Source organism: Pseudoalteromonas sp. APC 3250, from assembly GCF_030407915.1.
GTDB lineage: Bacteria > Pseudomonadota > Gammaproteobacteria > Enterobacterales > Alteromonadaceae > Pseudoalteromonas > Pseudoalteromonas tetraodonis.
In genome coordinates, this window is the sequence record NZ_JASDCM010000007.1 from 155,681 (window position 1) to 172,416 (window position 16,736).

The 16,736-nt window shown below is 39.8% G+C and carries 16 protein-coding genes; 13 read left to right on the forward strand and 3 right to left on the reverse strand.

Annotated features, from left to right (window positions below; genetic code table 11):
- The first annotated feature begins 115 nt into the window (after positions 1-115).
- The 8 genes from lrp (at position 116) to QL986_RS09850 (ending at position 8,958) form a co-directional block, all read left to right on the forward strand.
- On the forward strand, positions 116-595 hold the full coding sequence (lrp, locus tag QL986_RS09815; protein ID WP_008110073.1) for a leucine-responsive transcriptional regulator Lrp: 480 nt from the start codon (positions 116-118) through the stop codon (positions 593-595).
- Between the two features lie 196 nt (positions 596-791).
- A complete protein-coding gene (locus tag QL986_RS09820) occupies positions 792-3,281 on the forward strand; it encodes a DNA translocase FtsK 4TM domain-containing protein (RefSeq protein WP_290191494.1) in 2,490 nt (829 codons plus the stop codon).
- Positions 3,281-3,907, forward strand: coding sequence for an outer membrane lipoprotein chaperone LolA (lolA, locus tag QL986_RS09825; protein WP_290191495.1), 627 nt, complete (start codon positions 3,281-3,283; stop codon positions 3,905-3,907). Before QL986_RS09820 ends, lolA begins: the two co-directional genes overlap by 1 nt.
- Positions 3,900-5,243 carry a replication-associated recombination protein A gene (locus QL986_RS09830; RefSeq protein WP_290191496.1) on the forward strand — a complete coding sequence of 448 codons (1,344 nt, stop codon included), beginning with the start codon at positions 3,900-3,902 and terminating at the stop codon, positions 5,241-5,243. Before lolA ends, QL986_RS09830 begins: the two co-directional genes overlap by 8 nt.
- Positions 5,236-5,616 (forward strand): fluoride efflux transporter CrcB, encoded by a 381-nt coding sequence (gene crcB, locus QL986_RS09835; protein ID WP_010389726.1) that lies wholly within the window; start codon positions 5,236-5,238, stop codon positions 5,614-5,616. Before QL986_RS09830 ends, crcB begins: the two co-directional genes overlap by 8 nt.
- A 9-nt stretch (positions 5,617-5,625) precedes the next feature.
- On the forward strand, positions 5,626-6,930 hold the full coding sequence (serS, locus tag QL986_RS09840; protein WP_024601694.1) for a serine--tRNA ligase: 1,305 nt from the start codon (positions 5,626-5,628) through the stop codon (positions 6,928-6,930).
- A gap of 395 nt (positions 6,931-7,325) precedes the next feature.
- On the forward strand, positions 7,326-8,264 hold the full coding sequence (locus tag QL986_RS09845; protein WP_216712927.1) for an SIR2 family protein: 939 nt from the start codon (positions 7,326-7,328) through the stop codon (positions 8,262-8,264).
- Between the two features lie 367 nt (positions 8,265-8,631).
- Positions 8,632-8,958: a YggL family protein gene (locus QL986_RS09850; RefSeq protein ID WP_290191497.1), complete on the forward strand. Its 327-nt coding sequence runs from the start codon at positions 8,632-8,634 to the stop codon at positions 8,956-8,958.
- Positions 8,959-9,406: 448 nt separating this feature from the next.
- On the opposite strand, the gene QL986_RS09855 is transcribed toward QL986_RS09850, so the two are convergent.
- Positions 9,407-10,519, reverse strand: a complete 1,113-nt coding sequence (locus QL986_RS09855; RefSeq protein ID WP_253944073.1) for a response regulator — start codon at positions 10,517-10,519, stop codon at positions 9,407-9,409.
- Positions 10,520-10,927: 408 nt separating this feature from the next.
- Between QL986_RS09855 and QL986_RS09860 the strand changes: the two genes are divergently transcribed.
- The 4 genes from QL986_RS09860 to QL986_RS09880 all read left to right on the forward strand — a co-directional run bounded on the left by QL986_RS09860 (position 10,928) and on the right by QL986_RS09880 (position 13,442).
- Positions 10,928-11,383 carry a hypothetical protein gene (locus QL986_RS09860; protein ID WP_290191507.1) on the forward strand — a complete coding sequence of 152 codons (456 nt, stop codon included), beginning with the start codon at positions 10,928-10,930 and terminating at the stop codon, positions 11,381-11,383.
- 360 nt (positions 11,384-11,743) lie between these two features.
- Positions 11,744-12,250 (forward strand): hypothetical protein, encoded by a 507-nt coding sequence (locus QL986_RS09870; protein ID WP_138765007.1) that lies wholly within the window; start codon positions 11,744-11,746, stop codon positions 12,248-12,250.
- Between the two features lie 9 nt (positions 12,251-12,259).
- Positions 12,260-12,628, forward strand: coding sequence for a hypothetical protein (locus QL986_RS09875; RefSeq protein ID WP_024602555.1), 369 nt, complete (start codon positions 12,260-12,262; stop codon positions 12,626-12,628).
- A 385-nt stretch (positions 12,629-13,013) separates the two neighbouring features.
- Complete coding sequence (locus QL986_RS09880; protein ID WP_138686552.1) at positions 13,014-13,442, forward strand: retropepsin-like aspartic protease; 429 nt, start codon at positions 13,014-13,016, stop codon at positions 13,440-13,442.
- 242 nt (positions 13,443-13,684) lie between these two features.
- On the opposite strand, the gene QL986_RS09885 is transcribed toward QL986_RS09880, so the two are convergent.
- Positions 13,685-14,866: a PQQ-dependent sugar dehydrogenase gene (locus QL986_RS09885; protein ID WP_024602557.1), complete on the reverse strand. Its 1,182-nt coding sequence runs from the start codon at positions 14,864-14,866 to the stop codon at positions 13,685-13,687.
- On the opposite strand from QL986_RS09885, the gene QL986_RS09890 reads away from it, so the two are divergent.
- Positions 14,851-15,312: a hypothetical protein gene (locus QL986_RS09890; RefSeq protein ID WP_024602558.1), complete on the forward strand. Its 462-nt coding sequence runs from the start codon at positions 14,851-14,853 to the stop codon at positions 15,310-15,312. The genes QL986_RS09885 and QL986_RS09890 overlap by 16 nt on opposite strands.
- Positions 15,313-15,386: 74 nt before the next feature.
- On the opposite strand, the gene QL986_RS09895 is transcribed toward QL986_RS09890, so the two are convergent.
- Entirely contained in the window at positions 15,387-16,586 is a 1,200-nt protein-coding gene (locus QL986_RS09895; protein ID WP_290191498.1) for an Nramp family divalent metal transporter, read from the reverse strand.
- Between the last annotated feature and the right edge of the window lie 150 nt (positions 16,587-16,736).

The window sequence follows — 16,736 nt, forward strand, 5'->3', positions numbered from 1 at the left end:
AAAAATTTTTCACTATTATATTCATGCTAGGGTAGTGTGTCTCACCTTTTTTTAAGGTCTTTGTAGTGTTAGTATCTGTTAAATCGATTTTATTAGAATAAAAAACTAAAAAGCTATGCATAACTTATTAGACCGTATTGATCGCAAGATTTTAGTCGAATTACAACTCGATGGCCGCCTGTCAAATGTTGAACTGGCCCGACGAGTTGGCCTAAGCGCCACGCCCTGTCTAGAGCGAGTGAAAAAGCTCGAACGAGAGGGGTATATTTTAGGCTACAAAGCTGTGGTTGACCCTGCCAAGCTTGGTCAAGGGCTTTCTGTGTATGTGGAAGTAACCATTACCAAAACATCGCCCGACGTATTTGAAGAGTTCAGTGCCGCTGTTAGAAAGCACGAAGAAATTATAGAATGTCATTTGGTTTCGGGTAATTTCGACTTTTTATTAAAAACCCGGGTTAACGATATGTCAGAATACCGAGGCGTGCTCGGTGATATATTATTAAAACTGCCTAATGTGAGTGAAAGCCGCACTTATGTAGTCATGGAAGAAGTAAAAGGTGAAGAGGGCGTGGTGATCCGTCCTTTTGTTGCTTAATGATAGAGTAACAGCCTTTAATATACTTTTATTGTTGCAGCCAACTTTGCTTTTTTAATAAGTGTACGACTAAATAATAAAAACTTGTTCATAATCAGGCCATCATGGTTAAGATAAAGTGCATCAAAATACATTTCCTGCTAAGGTATTCTATTGCCAAGTGAGTGTAAAAAATAATAATGAGGGATAGGTAATTATGCGCCTAAACGGTGTACAAAGACTATTAGAAACGGGGCTCATCGTCAGCACCTTTGCAGCGGTGTTTATTTTATGTGCTTTAATTAGTTTTCATCCTGCCGATCCTGCTTGGTCGCAAACGGGTGAATTTACCAACGTACAAAATATTACGGGTACAGCGGGCGCGTGGGTGGCCGACATACTATTACTTACCTTTGGCTGGCTTGCCTATTTTGTGCCAGCGGCTATTCAGCTGCTAGGTTACTTGGTGTTTAAGCAGCCACACCGTATTTTACAACTCGATTACACCACACTTGGATTACGCATTATTGGTTTTGCGCTGTTTATTACCTCAGCAACCGCTATTAGCAGTATTAATTTTGATGATATTTATAACTTTTCATCCGGTGGGGTAGTGGGTGATGTGATTGCATCCGCCATGATGCCAGCGTTTAATTTTACCGGTACCTCTATTTTACTACTGTGTTTCTTTTTTGCAGGATTAACCTTATTAACAGGCGTGTCGTGGGTACAATTTGTTGATTACTTGGGTGATTTAATTGTTAGGTTATATCGTTTTTTGGTGACCTATGCCCGTGGTTGGATGCAACGCGAACGCATTGCAGGTAAAGTACAAGACGAGCAACCCGATGCCTATTTTGAAAACGATACACACCAACAAGAACCTGAACTTGCTGATAAAAAAGCAGACAAACCAAAAGCACTCGATAAACCAGCAACTAAGGTTAATGCCCCTCAAGACGACGAGTTTATGCCGTTTGACGAGCTTGACCAAATACTCGATCAAGAAATTAGCTTTAGCGCCATAGACGATGAACCTATGGACACCGAGGCAGCACTTAACGCGCTGGATCAAAGCCCTGTGGTTGAACCTGAAAAACCAGCAACAACCGTGGTTTCACCAGCAAGGCCAATTAACAAGCCTAAATCAGGGTTTCAACCGCCGCCAACTGCAAAAGAGAAGTTTGAGCAATTATTAGAGCAAGAGCCACCACCGGGGCCATTGCCATCACTGGATTTACTCGACAGGCCCGACAAAGCAAAAAACCCAATTTCGCAAGAAGAGCTCGATAGCGTATCACGCCTTGTAGAAACAAAACTACTCGACTTTAACGTGCAAGCCACTGTGGTTGGGGTTTACCCCGGGCCTGTTGTTACTCGTTTTGAGCTTGATTTAGCACCGGGTATTAAGGTGTCTAAAATTACAGGGCTGTCAAAAGATTTAGCGCGTTCACTTTCGGCAATTAGTGTGCGCGTGGTTGAAGTTATTCCTGGTAAAACCTATATCGGTATTGAGCTGCCTAATAAATACCGTGAAATTGTACGTTTATCAGAAGTCATAAACGCGCCTAAGTTTGAGCAAAACCCATCGCCACTGACCATGGTGCTTGGTAAAGATATTGCAGGGCAACCTGTGTGTGCAGACTTAGGTAAAATGCCACATTTATTAGTGGCCGGTACAACCGGTTCAGGTAAGTCAGTGGGCGTTAATGTAATGATATTAAGCTTACTGTATAAATCGGGCCCTGAAGATGTTCGCATGATCATGATTGACCCGAAAATGCTTGAGCTTTCAGTATACGAAGGCATTCCGCATTTATTATGTGAAGTTGTGACCGACATGAAAGAAGCGGCTAACGCACTGCGCTGGTGTGTAGGTGAAATGGAACGCCGCTATAAGCTGATGTCGGCTTTAGGTGTACGTAACTTAAAAGGGTACAATCAAAAAGTAATGGAAGCCAAAGAAGCGGGCTACCCAATTATGGATCCATTATTTAAAGACACCGACGGCATGAAAGACGGCCCTGATGAGCTAGATAAATTACCTAGCATAGTGGTGGTTATTGACGAATTTGCCGACATGATGATGATTGTAGGTAAAAAAGTTGAAGAGTTAATTGCTCGTATTGCGCAAAAAGCGCGTGCTGCGGGTATTCACTTAATTTTGGCAACACAGCGCCCATCGGTTGATGTAATAACCGGTTTAATTAAAGCGAATATACCTACACGTATGGCGTTTCAGGTATCAAGTAAAATAGACTCGCGTACCATACTTGATCAACAAGGCGCTGAAAACTTATTAGGCATGGGTGATATGCTTTATTTACCGCCAGGTACCAGTGTGCCAGAGCGTGTGCATGGCGCGTTTGTAGACGACCATGAAGTACATGCTGTGGTAAACGATTGGAAAGCCCGTGCTCAACCAAACTACATAGACGAGATTTTAAATGGCGATGCCACGGAAGATATTCTATTACCAGGTGAAGCCAGCGAAAATGGCGATGAAGAGTCAGATCCGTTATACGACGAAGCGGTCGCCTTTGTAATAGAAACCGGTAAAGTATCGGTATCGTCAGTGCAACGTAAATTACGTGTAGGCTATAACCGTGCTGCACGATTAGTAGAACAAATGGAAACATCAGGTATCGTGAGTGCACCAGGACACAACGGCGCGCGCGATGTATTAGTACCTAATGGAGCAAATTAATGAAAAAATTAAACAGTTTATTATTGGTATTGGGCAGTTTAGTGGCGATGCCAAGCTTTGCTGACGACAGCCAAGCATTACAAGATAAGTTATCGACCTTAAAAAGTTTTAAAGCACAATTTAAACAAAACGTAACCGACGGTGAAGGCCAACTGGTAATGCAAGGTCAAGGCAATATTGCGTTGCAACAGCCATTAATGATCCGCTGGCAGCAAACTAACCCAGACGACACTTTATTTGTATCAAACGGCGATAAAACCTATTACTTTGATAGTTTTGCTGAGCAAGTAACCATTATGAAAACCAGCGGCTTAATTGACTCTACACCGTTTATATTGCTCACCTCTAAAGACCCAGCGCAATGGGAAAAATACAGCGTGATCGCTACCGATTTAGGCTTTAGCATTACCCCAAATAAAGGGGTAGAAAGCCAAGTAGAGCAGCTTGATATTACTTTTGCTGATAACGAGCAAGGGCTTGCAAAACTGGTAGTTAAAGATAATTCAGGCCAGCTGTCTGCGTTTACATTTAGCAATGCACAGGTTAATACTGAGCTTGATAAAACAACTTTTGAATTTACACCGCCAGTGGGTGTAGAAATAGACGATCAGAGTAACGGTGAGTAATTTAGGATTTAACTTTGGGCCCGATGTGCGCCCACTCGCTGCGCGTATGCGTCCTTTATCGCTTAACGATTACATAGGGCAGCAACATTTACTCAGCGCTGATAAACCTCTTCATCAAGCGATAGTAGCAGGGCGCTGCCATAGTTTAATTTTATGGGGGCCGCCGGGTGTAGGTAAAACTACGCTGGCGCAAATTATTGCCAACCATGCAGACGCTGAACTAATTCAAATGTCGGCAGTAACCGCTGGCGTAAAAGATATTCGCGATAGCGTAACCCAAGCGCGCGATAACTTACAAAGCCGCGGTCAGCGCACTTTAATGTTTGTTGACGAAGTACACCGCTTTAATAAGTCTCAGCAAGATGCGTTTTTACCCCACATTGAAGATGGCACTTTTATATTTGTAGGCGCGACTACCGAAAATCCGTCGTTTGCGCTTAATAACGCGATTTTGTCTCGCGCAAGGGTGTATGTATTAAAATCCTTGCAAGAAAGCGATTTATACACAGTAATAGAGCGCGCGCTCAAACAAGACGAGCAATTAAGCCAAAAACACATTGTGATTGCTGACAACGCTAAACAAGCGCTGTGCCAAGCAAGCGGTGGCGATGCCCGTAAAGTGCTTAATTTACTCGAGCAAGCAGTCGATTTAACCACTGAGCAAAAAGGCAAGTACAACGTAGACGAACACGTACTGAGCCAAGTACTGCCCACCCACTTAGCCAAGTATGATAAAGGCGGCGATGAATTTTACGATTTAATTTCGGCGTTTCATAAATCGGTGCGAGGCAGTTCGCCCGATGGTGCGCTTTATTGGTACTGCCGTATTTTAGCCGGTGGCGGCGACCCGCTTTATGTTGCAAGGCGCTTATTAGCAATTGCTACAGAAGACATTGGTAACGCCGATCCACGAGCGATGGAAGTGGCTTTAAACGCATGGGATATTTTTCAGCGTGTTGGCCCAAGCGAAGGTGAGCGCGCCATTGCACAGGCCACCTTATATTTAGCCAGTGCACCTAAAAGTAATGCGGTTTATATGGCGTTTAATCAAGCCAAACAGGACGCTAAAAACGAGCCAAGCTACCCGGTACCAGAGCATTTACGTAATGCCCCCACCAATTTAATGAAAGACTTAGGGTATGGCGCAGAGTATCGTTACGCGCATAACGAAGAAGGCGCATTTGCTGCTGGCGAAAAATACCTACCGCCAGAAATGGATGGCAAACAATACTACCAGCCAAGTGATCGTGGACTTGAGCAAAAAATTAAACAAAAGCTCGATTATTTAAAAGAGCGCGACGCACAAAGTCCAATAAAACGTTATGAGCATGATTAAACTTTACATGATGATAGCCCTTGGCGGAGCGTCAGGAGCCTGTTTACGGTTTTTTATTAGCGAAACCATGCTAAAACTCCTCGGTAGGGGATTCCCTTTTGGCACGTTGACGGTTAATATTCTGGGTTCATTGTTGATGGGCATTTTATACGGTTTAATAGATAAACAAGTTATTGCCGTCAGTCCTGCTAAAACCCTCATCGGAATTGGCTTTTTAGGTGCGTTAACCACCTTTTCAACATTCTCAATGGATTCGTTGTTGTTATTACAACAAGGTCACTTTATTAAAATGGCCCTCAATATCATCTTAAACGTGATGGTGTGTATTTTTATGGCTTGGCTGGGCCTTCAGCTAGTAATGCAAAAAGGTTAAAAAACTAACATGTTAGATTCTAAATATTTACGTCAAGATGTCGAACAAACTGCAGCACGTTTAGCCGCACGTGGTTATGAGCTAGATGTAGCGGTAGTGACTGAACTTGAAGAAAAACGCAAAACATTACAAGTAAAAACGCAAGAACTTCAAAGTCAACGTAACGCCAGTGCTAAAGCCATTGGTCAAGCAAAAGCAAAAGGCGAAGACGCACAACCATTGCTAGACGCAGTTGCTAACTTAGGCAGCGAGTTAGACGCGGCTAAAGCTGAGCAAGACGAAGTGTTAGAAGCAATTAAACAAATTGCCTTAGCAATTCCAAACTTACCGGACGAGTCGGTACCAGAAGGCGCTGACGAAGACGACAACGTAGAAATTTTAACTTGGGGTACACCTAAAAAGTACGATTTTGAAGTTAAAGACCACGTTGATGTAGGTCAAGACCTAAACGGCCTAGACTTTGAAATGGGCGTTAAAATTAGTGGCGCACGTTTTACAGTAATGCGCGGCCAAGTAGCACGTATGCACCGTGCACTTACCCAATACATGCTAGACACCCACACAGATAAAAACGGCTACACAGAAATGTATGTACCGTACTTAGTTAATAGCGCAAGCCTATACGGTACGAGCCAATTACCTAAGTTTGCGGGCGATTTATTCCACACGTTAGGCCTAGTGAACGATGATGGCGAGCAGCAAGCTGGCTTTAGCCTTATTCCTACGGCAGAAGTACCGCTTACAAACAGCGCACGTGATGAAATTTACGAAGAAAGCGATTTACCAATTCGCTTAACAGCGCACACGCCATGTTTTAGAAGTGAAGCTGGCAGCTACGGTCGCGATACACGCGGTTTAATCCGTCAGCACCAGTTTGATAAAGTAGAGCTTGTACAGCTTGTAAAACCAGAAGATTCAATGCAAGCACTCGAAGAGCTAACAGGCCATGCTGAGCAAATTTTACAAGCGCTAGAATTGCCATACCGTAAAGTGATTTTATGTATGGGCGACATGGGTTTTGGCGCAGCTAAAACATACGATTTAGAAGTATGGTTACCAGCACAAGACACCTACCGTGAAATTTCATCATGTTCAAACATGGTCGATTTCCAAGCACGCCGTATGCAAGCACGTTTTCGTCGTGAAGGTGCTAAAAAACCAGAGCTTTTACACACACTAAACGGCTCAGGTTTAGCGGTTGGTCGTACACTTGTAGCAATACTAGAAAACTACCAACAAGCCGACGGCTCTGTAGTCGTACCAGAAGTATTACGCCCATACATGGGTGGACTTGAAGTGATTGGTAAAGCTTAAAGTACTAGCTGTCAGCTGTCAGCTGTCAGCTGTCAGTTTTTAGCCATAAGCTTTAGAAAGAAAGCCGCTGTTTGTAATGAACAGCGGCTTTTTTGTTGTGGGTTCAGGAAAAAGGTGAAAGGGAAAAGGTTCAAGGAGAAAGGCTCAAGGCGAAAATAAAAGTCTAAGTTATTCTATTTGTCAGTAAAAATAATACACCTGCCTCTATTGTTTATTTGCACAACACTTTTTGTCTAATATTACTGAGCTCCACCATTTTGGTGTTTTTCTGCATCCAGTAAATTTAGATGAGAGCTAACTAATTGTTTACATGTGTTTATTCGCTGGTTAAATTAGATTAATTGTAATATTTAGACATTTGTCGGTTTATAAAACGACAAATGTCGGATACAAAGTTGTTAAGTGCCTTTCTGGCAAGGAGAAATATTCTGATTAGTATAGTTTTTGGTGCGGGAGCAAGTTTTGGTTCAGGTGGGTGCTCGCCAAAAAATCCTCCATTGGGAAATGACCTATTCAATGATCTTGAAAACTTGAATGGTGCATTTTATAGACTTAGCTCTGAATCAAAAGCTGTATTTAGAACCTGTGGATTTGAAGCAGGTATGGCTACAGTTGCTGATGACAGCCGAATCATTAATCCACTTCAAAAGGAGTTAGCTTGTTACTTATCAAAATTTTTTACTAGGCCAGACAATGCTTATGTACGTTTATTTAATAAACTACGAAGCTGTATGGAACAGATAAATATCACAACTTTAAATTATGATTTATTGATAGAACAATCCCTAACTAGAAATGGCTTTAACTTGGATTATAATGCTGATGATAATGGAGTTAACTTATTGAAGCCTCATGGTTCATCTAATTTTCTACCACAACTTCCTAATGGCATGGTTATGTCAGGCAATACAATGATAGGTTGTAGAACGTATGTGGAAGGTTTAGAAACTAAAGCTGTGTCGACAGCTCATGACGTAGAAAAATGGTGTAATGACCAAAAAAACTCTGACTTGAGCCCCGTTTTAGCTATGTATGCAGAGGGAAAGCGTGTCGTTGTAAATAGTGAGCTGATTAAGAATACACAAAATAGATATTCTGAAATTATTGCTACCTCAAGCTTAGTTGTTCTTGTTGGTATAAAATATATAGCTCATGATGTACATATCTGGGAGCCTATTGAGCAAGCACGACCAAACCTTTTAATAGTAGATCCATATCCTCAAACAACCATTGATTGGGCAAAAGCTCATAATTTTAATAATACGACCATTATAAAAAAGAGTTTTGATAAATCAATTTGGGACATAACGAAAGCAGTGCATCGAGAACTATAATGCACTTAACAAACGCGTTAATTAGGACGCTCGCAAGCTAGCGCCCATTACGCGGGCGTTATAAGGGTTCAGTGTTGTCACATTTCGATTTTCTTCCTACATCTCCTCCTGATGTGCATGAAAAAACCAAAGTGGTCAAATCTTGACTTCAGACATCAGAACTTAAATTCACAAAAGCGCAACGTCTCTTATCCTTTTTGTGAATAAATCTCTTCATTAAAAAGCACTCAGATAACAACTTAATAGTTAGTTATGTTCTAACTATTTGTTAAATAGTAAATTATCTTTGGATTTTGTTTCTTTATAACTTATTCTATGTACCTCATTGGCGGGTTAATAAGTTGGCGTCATATGCCAAAGGATATTTATGAGTACTAAAAGTAGACGATTACGCAAGAAATTGTATTTAGATGAATTTGCTATTCTAGGTTTTGAATTTACTTGTAATTTAAATGCTACTGAAGCGGAATTTGATTTATTACTAGATGGGCTTTTAGAATTCATCGATAAAAGAAAACTTTGTATTGCTGGTGGAGGTGACTGTAAGTCATTCAGTGGTTTTATTTGTTCTGTTAATCGTTATGGTTCGGCGACTAACCAAGATAGAGCAGACGTTGAGCTTTGGTTAAAGTCTAAAGAAAACATTTCAAATATTGTTGTTAGTCAACTAGTTGATGCAAACTACGGAGTGTAATGATTTATCTAAAATTATTTGGTTGAAGACCAAAATGAGCAAATATTAACTTCATATATCAGAGCTTAAATCTAATTGCGGCTTAATTTAAGTCGCAATTTTGCATATTATACACAGCGTGATAAGTCGGGTTGCCCCAAGTAAATTCATCATTTTTGTCGGATGGCGTGGCTTCGCCACTTATCCGACCTACGTTAAAAGGTAGGTTGGTTAAGCCGAAGGCGCCACCCAACAGAGTTCTAATTTAGGTGACATAAGTTGATGATTTAATTAATTTAGTTACTAATTTATGTGTTTGTAACCCTCTAAAAGCAGCGAAATTGTCATGAATGTCATTAGTAACACTACAATAATCACTGACTCTTGAGCTTAATTGTAAAAGAGCGAAGTAAGGTTGAAGTTTTAACGTAATGGTTCTGTCGGGCTTGGTCTATAAATTGTACTTATATTATTCAACAGCTTTTAAGCGTTTTGTAATGGCTTGAAGTTTATCTTCTAGTGTAAAAGACAGAATTAAGGTTTCTTCTACAATTTCTTTCGTTTCATCAACTAAGCCTACTAGCTCCGACTCTTGCTCTTCATCTAAGCCTAGAGTGATCATTTTTGATTGTATAGCTTGAGATAAGTCATTTACGAGTATTTTTATTTGTTTATCTTGCTCTGAGCATAGCTTTTTTATGGTACTAAAATCATCAGCAAGTTGACTTTTTAGAGTGTTTAAAGCTTGTTGGCGTATCGTCGCTTTTTCTAATTGTTGTTCAATAAATTCTATCCGGCTTTCTATAATGGTAAGCAAAATAGCAAAGTTATCTCGAAGGCGACCAAGTAAGCCTTCATCCTTTGTATTTATTCCCTTTATAAGCATTGAACAAGCAGGCGCGTTAAATAATAAATTAGAGCTAAATGGAACTATTCGCTTGGCTCTTCTGCCTAGTTCTAGAATTTCTTTTTCCAAGTCAGAAATAGTTTGTTTTGGGAATTGGTGATATTGGTTTGCTACCCTAAACTCTACGCAACAGCTGGCGCCTGCATTAGTAAAATAGCGCTGTACGTTAGCAAATAATGTGTCTAAATCCGTTACCTCAAGATTGTCAGTAAAAAATGTGACTAATTCTCCAAGTTCGCTTGCTTGTTGCATTGATGTAAAAGCAGTTGTAGAGGCAACATCGTACATTTCTTTTAGATTATTTCGCTCTGTAATACGCAGTTCAACACGCTTTAATTTTTCGTTAAGTTCCTTAAAGTCTACTGGCTTGGCAATATAATCATCGCCGCCATACCCATATGCTGTGAGTTTGTCTTCACTTGATGTTAAAGCGGATATAAATATAATTTCGCAATCATCGTATTCACCGGATTGTTTTATTTGTTCAACTAAATCATAACCAGTAAGGCCATTACTAAGTAAAATATCCATTAAGACGACTTGTGGCTGGTGCTGTTCCATTAGTGCTAATATTGGCTCGGTTCCATCAGATGAAGCAATATCGTGTTGCTTAGAAAGCGCAATTTCCATGATGTTTCTATTTTGAGGGTTATCGTCAACGGACAATATTTTCACTTTGACTCCTTAATTTAGTTATTGTCGTCCTATCTTAAATGATATTAGTCATGGAAATGGCTACCCGCAAATAATAAATTCATGTACATTTTCATGGAGCACTTAAGTAACACCACATTAAAAGTTTATTATGATAGATACTTTATTCATTTGTTTATAATCCTATAAATGCGCCGAAATCGTCATGAATGTCATTAGTAACACTACAATAATTACTTACTATTAGCTTCGTGGCATAAGAGCCAATCGACGTTTGAACTTCAAGGTCATGAGATTAGATATCATGTGCAAGGGGAAGAGGGAGCACTGAGTTTATTACTGATCCATGGTTACCCAACCACAAAATGGGATTGGCATAATCAATGGGCTGAGCTCACTCAATAGTTTAAAGTATTTATCCTCGATACGCTGGGTTTTGGCTTTAGTGACAAACCGCAAAATGTTACCTACACCATTATTATGCAAGCGGATTTACTGACTCATTTTTTGAATCTGTTCAATGTAAAAGCAAAGCATATTTTAAGCCACGATTACGGTGATACAGTAGCGCAAGAGCTACTTGCTAGAAGCAACTTAAATGAAGTACATGGCATAAAAATACAAAGCATTTGCTTTCTTAACGGCGGGTTATTTCCAGAAACGCATAAACCTGTACTGCTACAAAAGCTGTTACTTAGCCCGATAGGCGCTTTAGTGTCGCGACTTGCAAACTATAAAAGCTTTAAGCGTAATTTTGATAATATATGTGCCGTACCACTTACCGAAAAAGAGCTCAACGAATTGTGGCAGTTAATTGCATACAAACAGGGCAGGCCTGTAATGGCAAAACCGAAGAATAAACTAGACACCCACTCGAATTTTTGAAGTTTGGCGAACTAAGTACTAGGCTTTCATCAGTGTGAAAAAAAAGCTGGGTGTCTTATGGCAATCGTAAGAAAGCGTCATGTAAGTTTGGTTGGTACAAAGTACTACCACTGTATATCACGTTGTGTTCGGCGTGCTTTTTTGTGCGGTGAAGACCATTTTACTGGTCAATCTTACGAGCACCGCAGAGGCTGGATTAAAGATAGACTGCTAGCACGAGCGAAAGTATTTTGTATTGATGAGTGCCTGAGCTGTAATTAATAATTACACTGTTAGCATATCACTCCTATGGAGTGAAAATTTGACTTTAAAATATATTTTATTAGTATGATATAACTAATAAATTAAAGGGAATTTCTGGTGTATAGATTATTTATAGTTCTATCATTAATGTTAAGCTTTTCAAGTTCTGCATTTGAAAATGTTATTTTTAATAAATACTATTTTCCAATTAACGATAATTGGGAGACGATGAGAGTTTTAGAGGAGGGTGAAGGCTTTGCCCTAGTCAACAGCCAAATGCAAACTTTAAGTATAAGAAAATTTGATAACGATGATCCATTAATCACTTTAGAAGATGGAAGCACAATTCCATTAGTTGAAATACATTTAGACAGCCTAACAAATTCAAATTCGGACATAGAAAGTAAAGTTTATAAGGAAATTAAGAATAGCTTTTCTAAAGTAAAAGAAATTCAAAACAAAACTAACTCCTTTAACTTATTCGTCGAATTAAAGCCAGATTTAATTGATACACAAATTGCCTATTTATATTCAAAAGAAAATGGAATTTTTATTGGGATTACATCAACAATACCTGAGAGAGATTTTTTTAAATTTTTAAAATCAATCCACGAAAAAAAATAAGGAAGTTAAATGTCAAATTCTATCGAGCAACTAGATAAAGAAGACCAAGAAAACCTACAATTTATATTACAAAAAATGTATCCTGAAAGTAGTGCTTTTAAAGAAAACAAGCCTTCGATTGAAACTTTAAAAGTTTATATGCAAGCTCTTAAGGCTAATACTTTTTGTAACAAAGCAATGACAACGCTTACTACTGAATTAGCTACAGCTACAGTAAAACAGATATACAGGGGTAAGTTTAAAAAGATCGTCAATAAGGTTCTAAAAGAAATAAAAGGTCACTATAAAGAAAATAACCTTAACTTCTTTATTTGCAATCAGGTTGTAAAGTATAAGTATAAGTCTCCGTTAGTTATTTCTCTTCAAGGCTATTTCTAGTATAACAGCCCTATCTTTTATGTTGAAAACTCTACATGTAAAGGCTACGAGTTAGTGGCCTTTATTAATTAATTTGTTACACGTTTAGAAACCAAAGAGGTAAATCTTGCTTTCAGATAGCAGAACTTAAACTCTTAACAGCGGCTAAATTTAAGCCGCTACTTTCCTCTAAAAGTGCAGCGCCTGTTATCCTATTTGTGAATTAATGTAGCTTTGCCAACATAAGTTTTGTGCGTTTGGGGGGAGTTATTTTTAGCATATTTTAATTACGATATAGGTGTTGGTGAAAAGCCATTTGTTTACTTATTTATAAGGTGGGTTGTTTTCATAAGTGTTTGTAATGTGGTGTCTATTAATTAACCTAAATATAGAATAAGGAACATTCATGGAATTAGTCAAAACCACAAGTTTGAAATTTGAAGTAACAGAAACTGGTCATCAAATTATACAAGCTAAAATAAATGGACATAAAGTAAATTTAATTTTAGATACAGCGGCGGGTGCATCTGTTTTGGATAGGGCATGTATTAAAAAGCTTGGAATACAAGAGAAACTAAGTGAAGAAAATGCCGCAGGTTTAGGTACAGCCGACCACGAAATGGGCCTTATTGAAGTATTAAAATTTGAATTGGCAGGGCAGTTGTTTGAAAGTACAGAGTTTGTATCACTAAACCTAGACCATGTTCAGGTAGCAGGTGGTGATAATATTATCCATGGATTATTAGGTTCTCCATTTTTTAGAAAATACCAAGCTGTGTTAGATTTTGGCACTAATACACTGACAATTAGAGAGCCGTTAGCTGATTATGAGTAATTAAAGCGACTTATTTAAGCCGCTCTTTGCATATTATACACAGCGTGATAAGTCGGGTTGTCTCAAGTAAATTTATCATTTTTGTCGGATGACGTGGCTTCGCCACTTATCCGATCTACGTTAAAAGGTAGGTTGGTTAAGCCAAAGGCGCCACCCAACAGAGTTCTTAAAGCTATTAAAGCGGCTTAATTCAAGCCGCTACTTACCTCTAAAAGCGCAGCGTCTCTTATCCTCTTTGTAAATTAATTTGCTTTAAACAACATTAACTTTGCCTCTTTTCCATCCGTTAATATCGCTACATTACCTTCAGCAGTGACAAACACATCTCTGAGCCTGCCTGTGGCTTCTGGAAAAATATGAGTCTGGGTGTATTCACCATTCGCTAAATTAATACTGTAGAGCTTTTTATCGACCAATGTAGTAATAAGCACGTGACGTTGCAGTGAAGGGAAGGCTGTATGGTTAGAGCCATAATATGCCATGCCTGATGGGGCGATTGAGGGCGTCCAATCTACGGCTGGTTTAGCCATTCCAGGGTAGTCTCTAAAGGGGGAAATACGTGCTTGTGAATAATCGTCGCCGTTGGTTATTACTGGCCAGCCGTAATTGGTGCCAGCTGTTAAATAGTTGAGCTCGTCACCGCCTGCGGGGCCGTGTTCGTGGCTAATAATTTGCTGTGTATCGTGATCATAAACCAAGCCTTGCAAGTTACGGTGCCCGAGTGAATAAATGGCATGCGCGTTAGCGTTTTTGTGACTAAGAAACGGGTTATCGCTTGGTATTGTGCCGTTTAAGTTTATGCGTAATGTTTTGCCAAGTTGACTGGTAATAACCTGTGCTTGCTCGCGGTAGTCAAAACCATCACCACTTGAAAATAATAAGGTACTATCAGGCAATACAAGCGCGCGGCCAGAATAATGCTGCGGTGTGCCCTTATCGGTGGCGACTTTATAAATAATTTTTGGCGTTGAAAATTGCGCACCATCAAACGTGGCTTTGGCTATTACTAGCCTGTTTGCATCAAGCTCACCTTGGGCGTAAGTGAATATAATTTCTTTTGATTCACTGTAATTTGGCGAAAGCACTACATCAAGTAAACCACCTTGCCCTGCAACGTATAAGCCCTCGAAGTTTATTTTAACTCGGGTTTGTTGGTTGTCTTTAATGATAACAACATGGCCATCACGCTCGGTGATTAACCAGGTATTGTTTGGGAGTTTAACCATACTCCACGGTGAATTGAGCCCTGTTGCTAAAGTACTAGCTGTGTATTGCTGTGTTGGTAACTCTGCACTGGCGTGACAAGAAAACGCTAAAAGTGACAGTAGCGTAATACAATATAGAGATTGTTTACCCTGCAAGCCTTTGCTAGTGTAAGGAAAAATTTTTATTTTAAGTTGAGATAACCATGCAGTTTTTAACACGTATACTCCCGTCATTTTTAGTTTCTTGGTTACTTACATTCACTCTTGCTAGCTTGTTTCATAGTCAATACGTTGTCAATCAATTAGTTAATGTAGGTGTTGTAGTGGGCTTTAATGACCGTGTTAACTTAATCCTTGAAGATTGGCTTGGCTTGCTACCGACCTATGGCGCTATTATTGCTGTTGCACTCGCCATCGCGTTTTTGGTTACTTGGTTTATTGCTAAAAAAATGAACAAGCAAGGTACACAACTATTTGTTATTGCTGGTATTGTAGCATTTGCTACCGCGTTAATTGCGATTGAGTCAATTATGAATATTACTATTATTGCAGGTGCAAGAGGTTGGGGTTTTTATGCGCAATTATGTGCAGGTGCAGTAGGGGGTTATGTATTTGCAAAACTCATTAAGGAAAATAAGCACAAGGCAGCGCATCACGGCTTTTAAGTCAGTATTGGTCTGCAATGTAAAAAGCCGCTATTAATATAGCGGCTTTTGTGTGTATAAATTACCTAGTGATATTAAAAAATTAAACTAAACAGCTTGTAACCACTTAAGCCAAAAATAAGCACTAACACCGGTAAAGTAAGTAAGTTTACTAACATTGAGTTGGTGTATTTGCCCATTACTGATTTTTGGTTAACCAGCCACACTAGGTAGGTGGTTACAATAGGCAGTAATAAGCCATTTGCGGCTTGAGCAAAAATTATCACGGCAACAGGGTCTAAACCCAGAGACGCCACGGCTGCACCAAATAATAAAATAACAATGGCGACACTTTTAAAGCGGGTGTTATCCATTTTATTTGACCAACCTAACATGCCACATACTGCATATGCACCGGCAAGGGGAGCTGATATTGCGCTGGTTAAACCTGCTGCAAATAAGCCAATAGCAAAAAAGTAATGGGCAGCATCGCCAAGTAATGGCTCAAGTTGTACCGCCATGTTGGCAGCGCTAATTTGCCCTGCATCTGTGCCATAAAATGCCACTGACGCGGTTGATAAAATTGCCAGCGTGATCACGCCACCTAAGGTGATAGACACACCCGTATCTACATTAGTTTGCTTAATGACTTTTTGCTTATCACTTTTGCTGTCGTGCCTTGCAGCTAAAACACCTGAGTGTAAAAATAAGTTATACGGCACTATGGTGGTGCCCACTAATGCCAATACGGTGGTAATTGAACCCTCAGGCATACTAGGAATAAACCCTGCTAACACATCACTCAGCGAGGGAGCAGCCATAACTAACGTAGAGATAAACACTAGGCTCATTAGAATCACTAATAAAATAAGCGCGTTTTCAACGACTTTGTGTTTACCGCTGTAAAGTAACACCGCACTTAAAAATGCAATGAGTGGCGTCCAAAGCTGGGCATTAACATGAGGGAATATTTCAATTAATCCCATACTGGCACCGCTAAGGTTACCAGCCTCGTAGGCGGCACTGCCTACTCCAATGGCGCTGATCACTAAAAATATAGCGAGAGATTTAAATAGGGGCGTTTCAATGTGAGCTCTTAGCGCTTGCGCTAAATCTTGCCCGGTGGCTACGCCAAGGCGCGCCGCCATAGATTGTAATAATATGGTGGCAATAACTGAAAACAGTAATGTCCATATTAGTGCAAAACCAAAGTTTGCACCTGCCACGCTGGCAGTCGTAATAGTCCCTGGTCCAATGAAGGCAGCGGTGACGAGTAGTCCTGGTCCTAATCGCATAATTGACCTTAATAGTACTTTTGTATATTGCTATTTAAAGTTACATCTAACGTTTTATAACGCGATGCCTGTATTATTGCTGCCACTTATATTAAGTGCCTTGCAGCGATAGCCGCCCCTTGGCAAACCCTTTTTTGATGATAATCATAT

Excerpts from the sequence above, each read along its gene's own strand:
- QL986_RS09895 (WP_290191498.1), bottom strand. The coding sequence starts at position 16,586 with ATGCGATTAGGACCAGGACTACTCGTCACCGCTGCCTTCATTGGACCA.
- QL986_RS09875 (WP_024602555.1), top strand. The coding sequence starts at position 12,260 with ATGTCAAATTCTATCGAGCAACTAGATAAAGAAGACCAAGAAAACCTA.
- QL986_RS09890 (WP_024602558.1), top strand. The coding sequence starts at position 14,851 with ATGCAGTTTTTAACACGTATACTCCCGTCATTTTTAGTTTCTTGGTTA.
- serS (WP_024601694.1), top strand. The coding sequence starts at position 5,626 with ATGTTAGATTCTAAATATTTACGTCAAGATGTCGAACAAACTGCAGCA.
- QL986_RS09850 (WP_290191497.1), top strand. The coding sequence starts at position 8,632 with ATGAGTACTAAAAGTAGACGATTACGCAAGAAATTGTATTTAGATGAA.
- lolA (WP_290191495.1), top strand. The coding sequence starts at position 3,281 with ATGAAAAAATTAAACAGTTTATTATTGGTATTGGGCAGTTTAGTGGCG.
- QL986_RS09820 (WP_290191494.1), top strand. The coding sequence starts at position 792 with ATGCGCCTAAACGGTGTACAAAGACTATTAGAAACGGGGCTCATCGTC.
- crcB (WP_010389726.1), top strand. The coding sequence starts at position 5,236 with ATGATTAAACTTTACATGATGATAGCCCTTGGCGGAGCGTCAGGAGCC.
- QL986_RS09880 (WP_138686552.1), top strand. The coding sequence starts at position 13,014 with ATGGAATTAGTCAAAACCACAAGTTTGAAATTTGAAGTAACAGAAACT.
- lrp (WP_008110073.1), top strand. The coding sequence starts at position 116 with ATGCATAACTTATTAGACCGTATTGATCGCAAGATTTTAGTCGAATTA.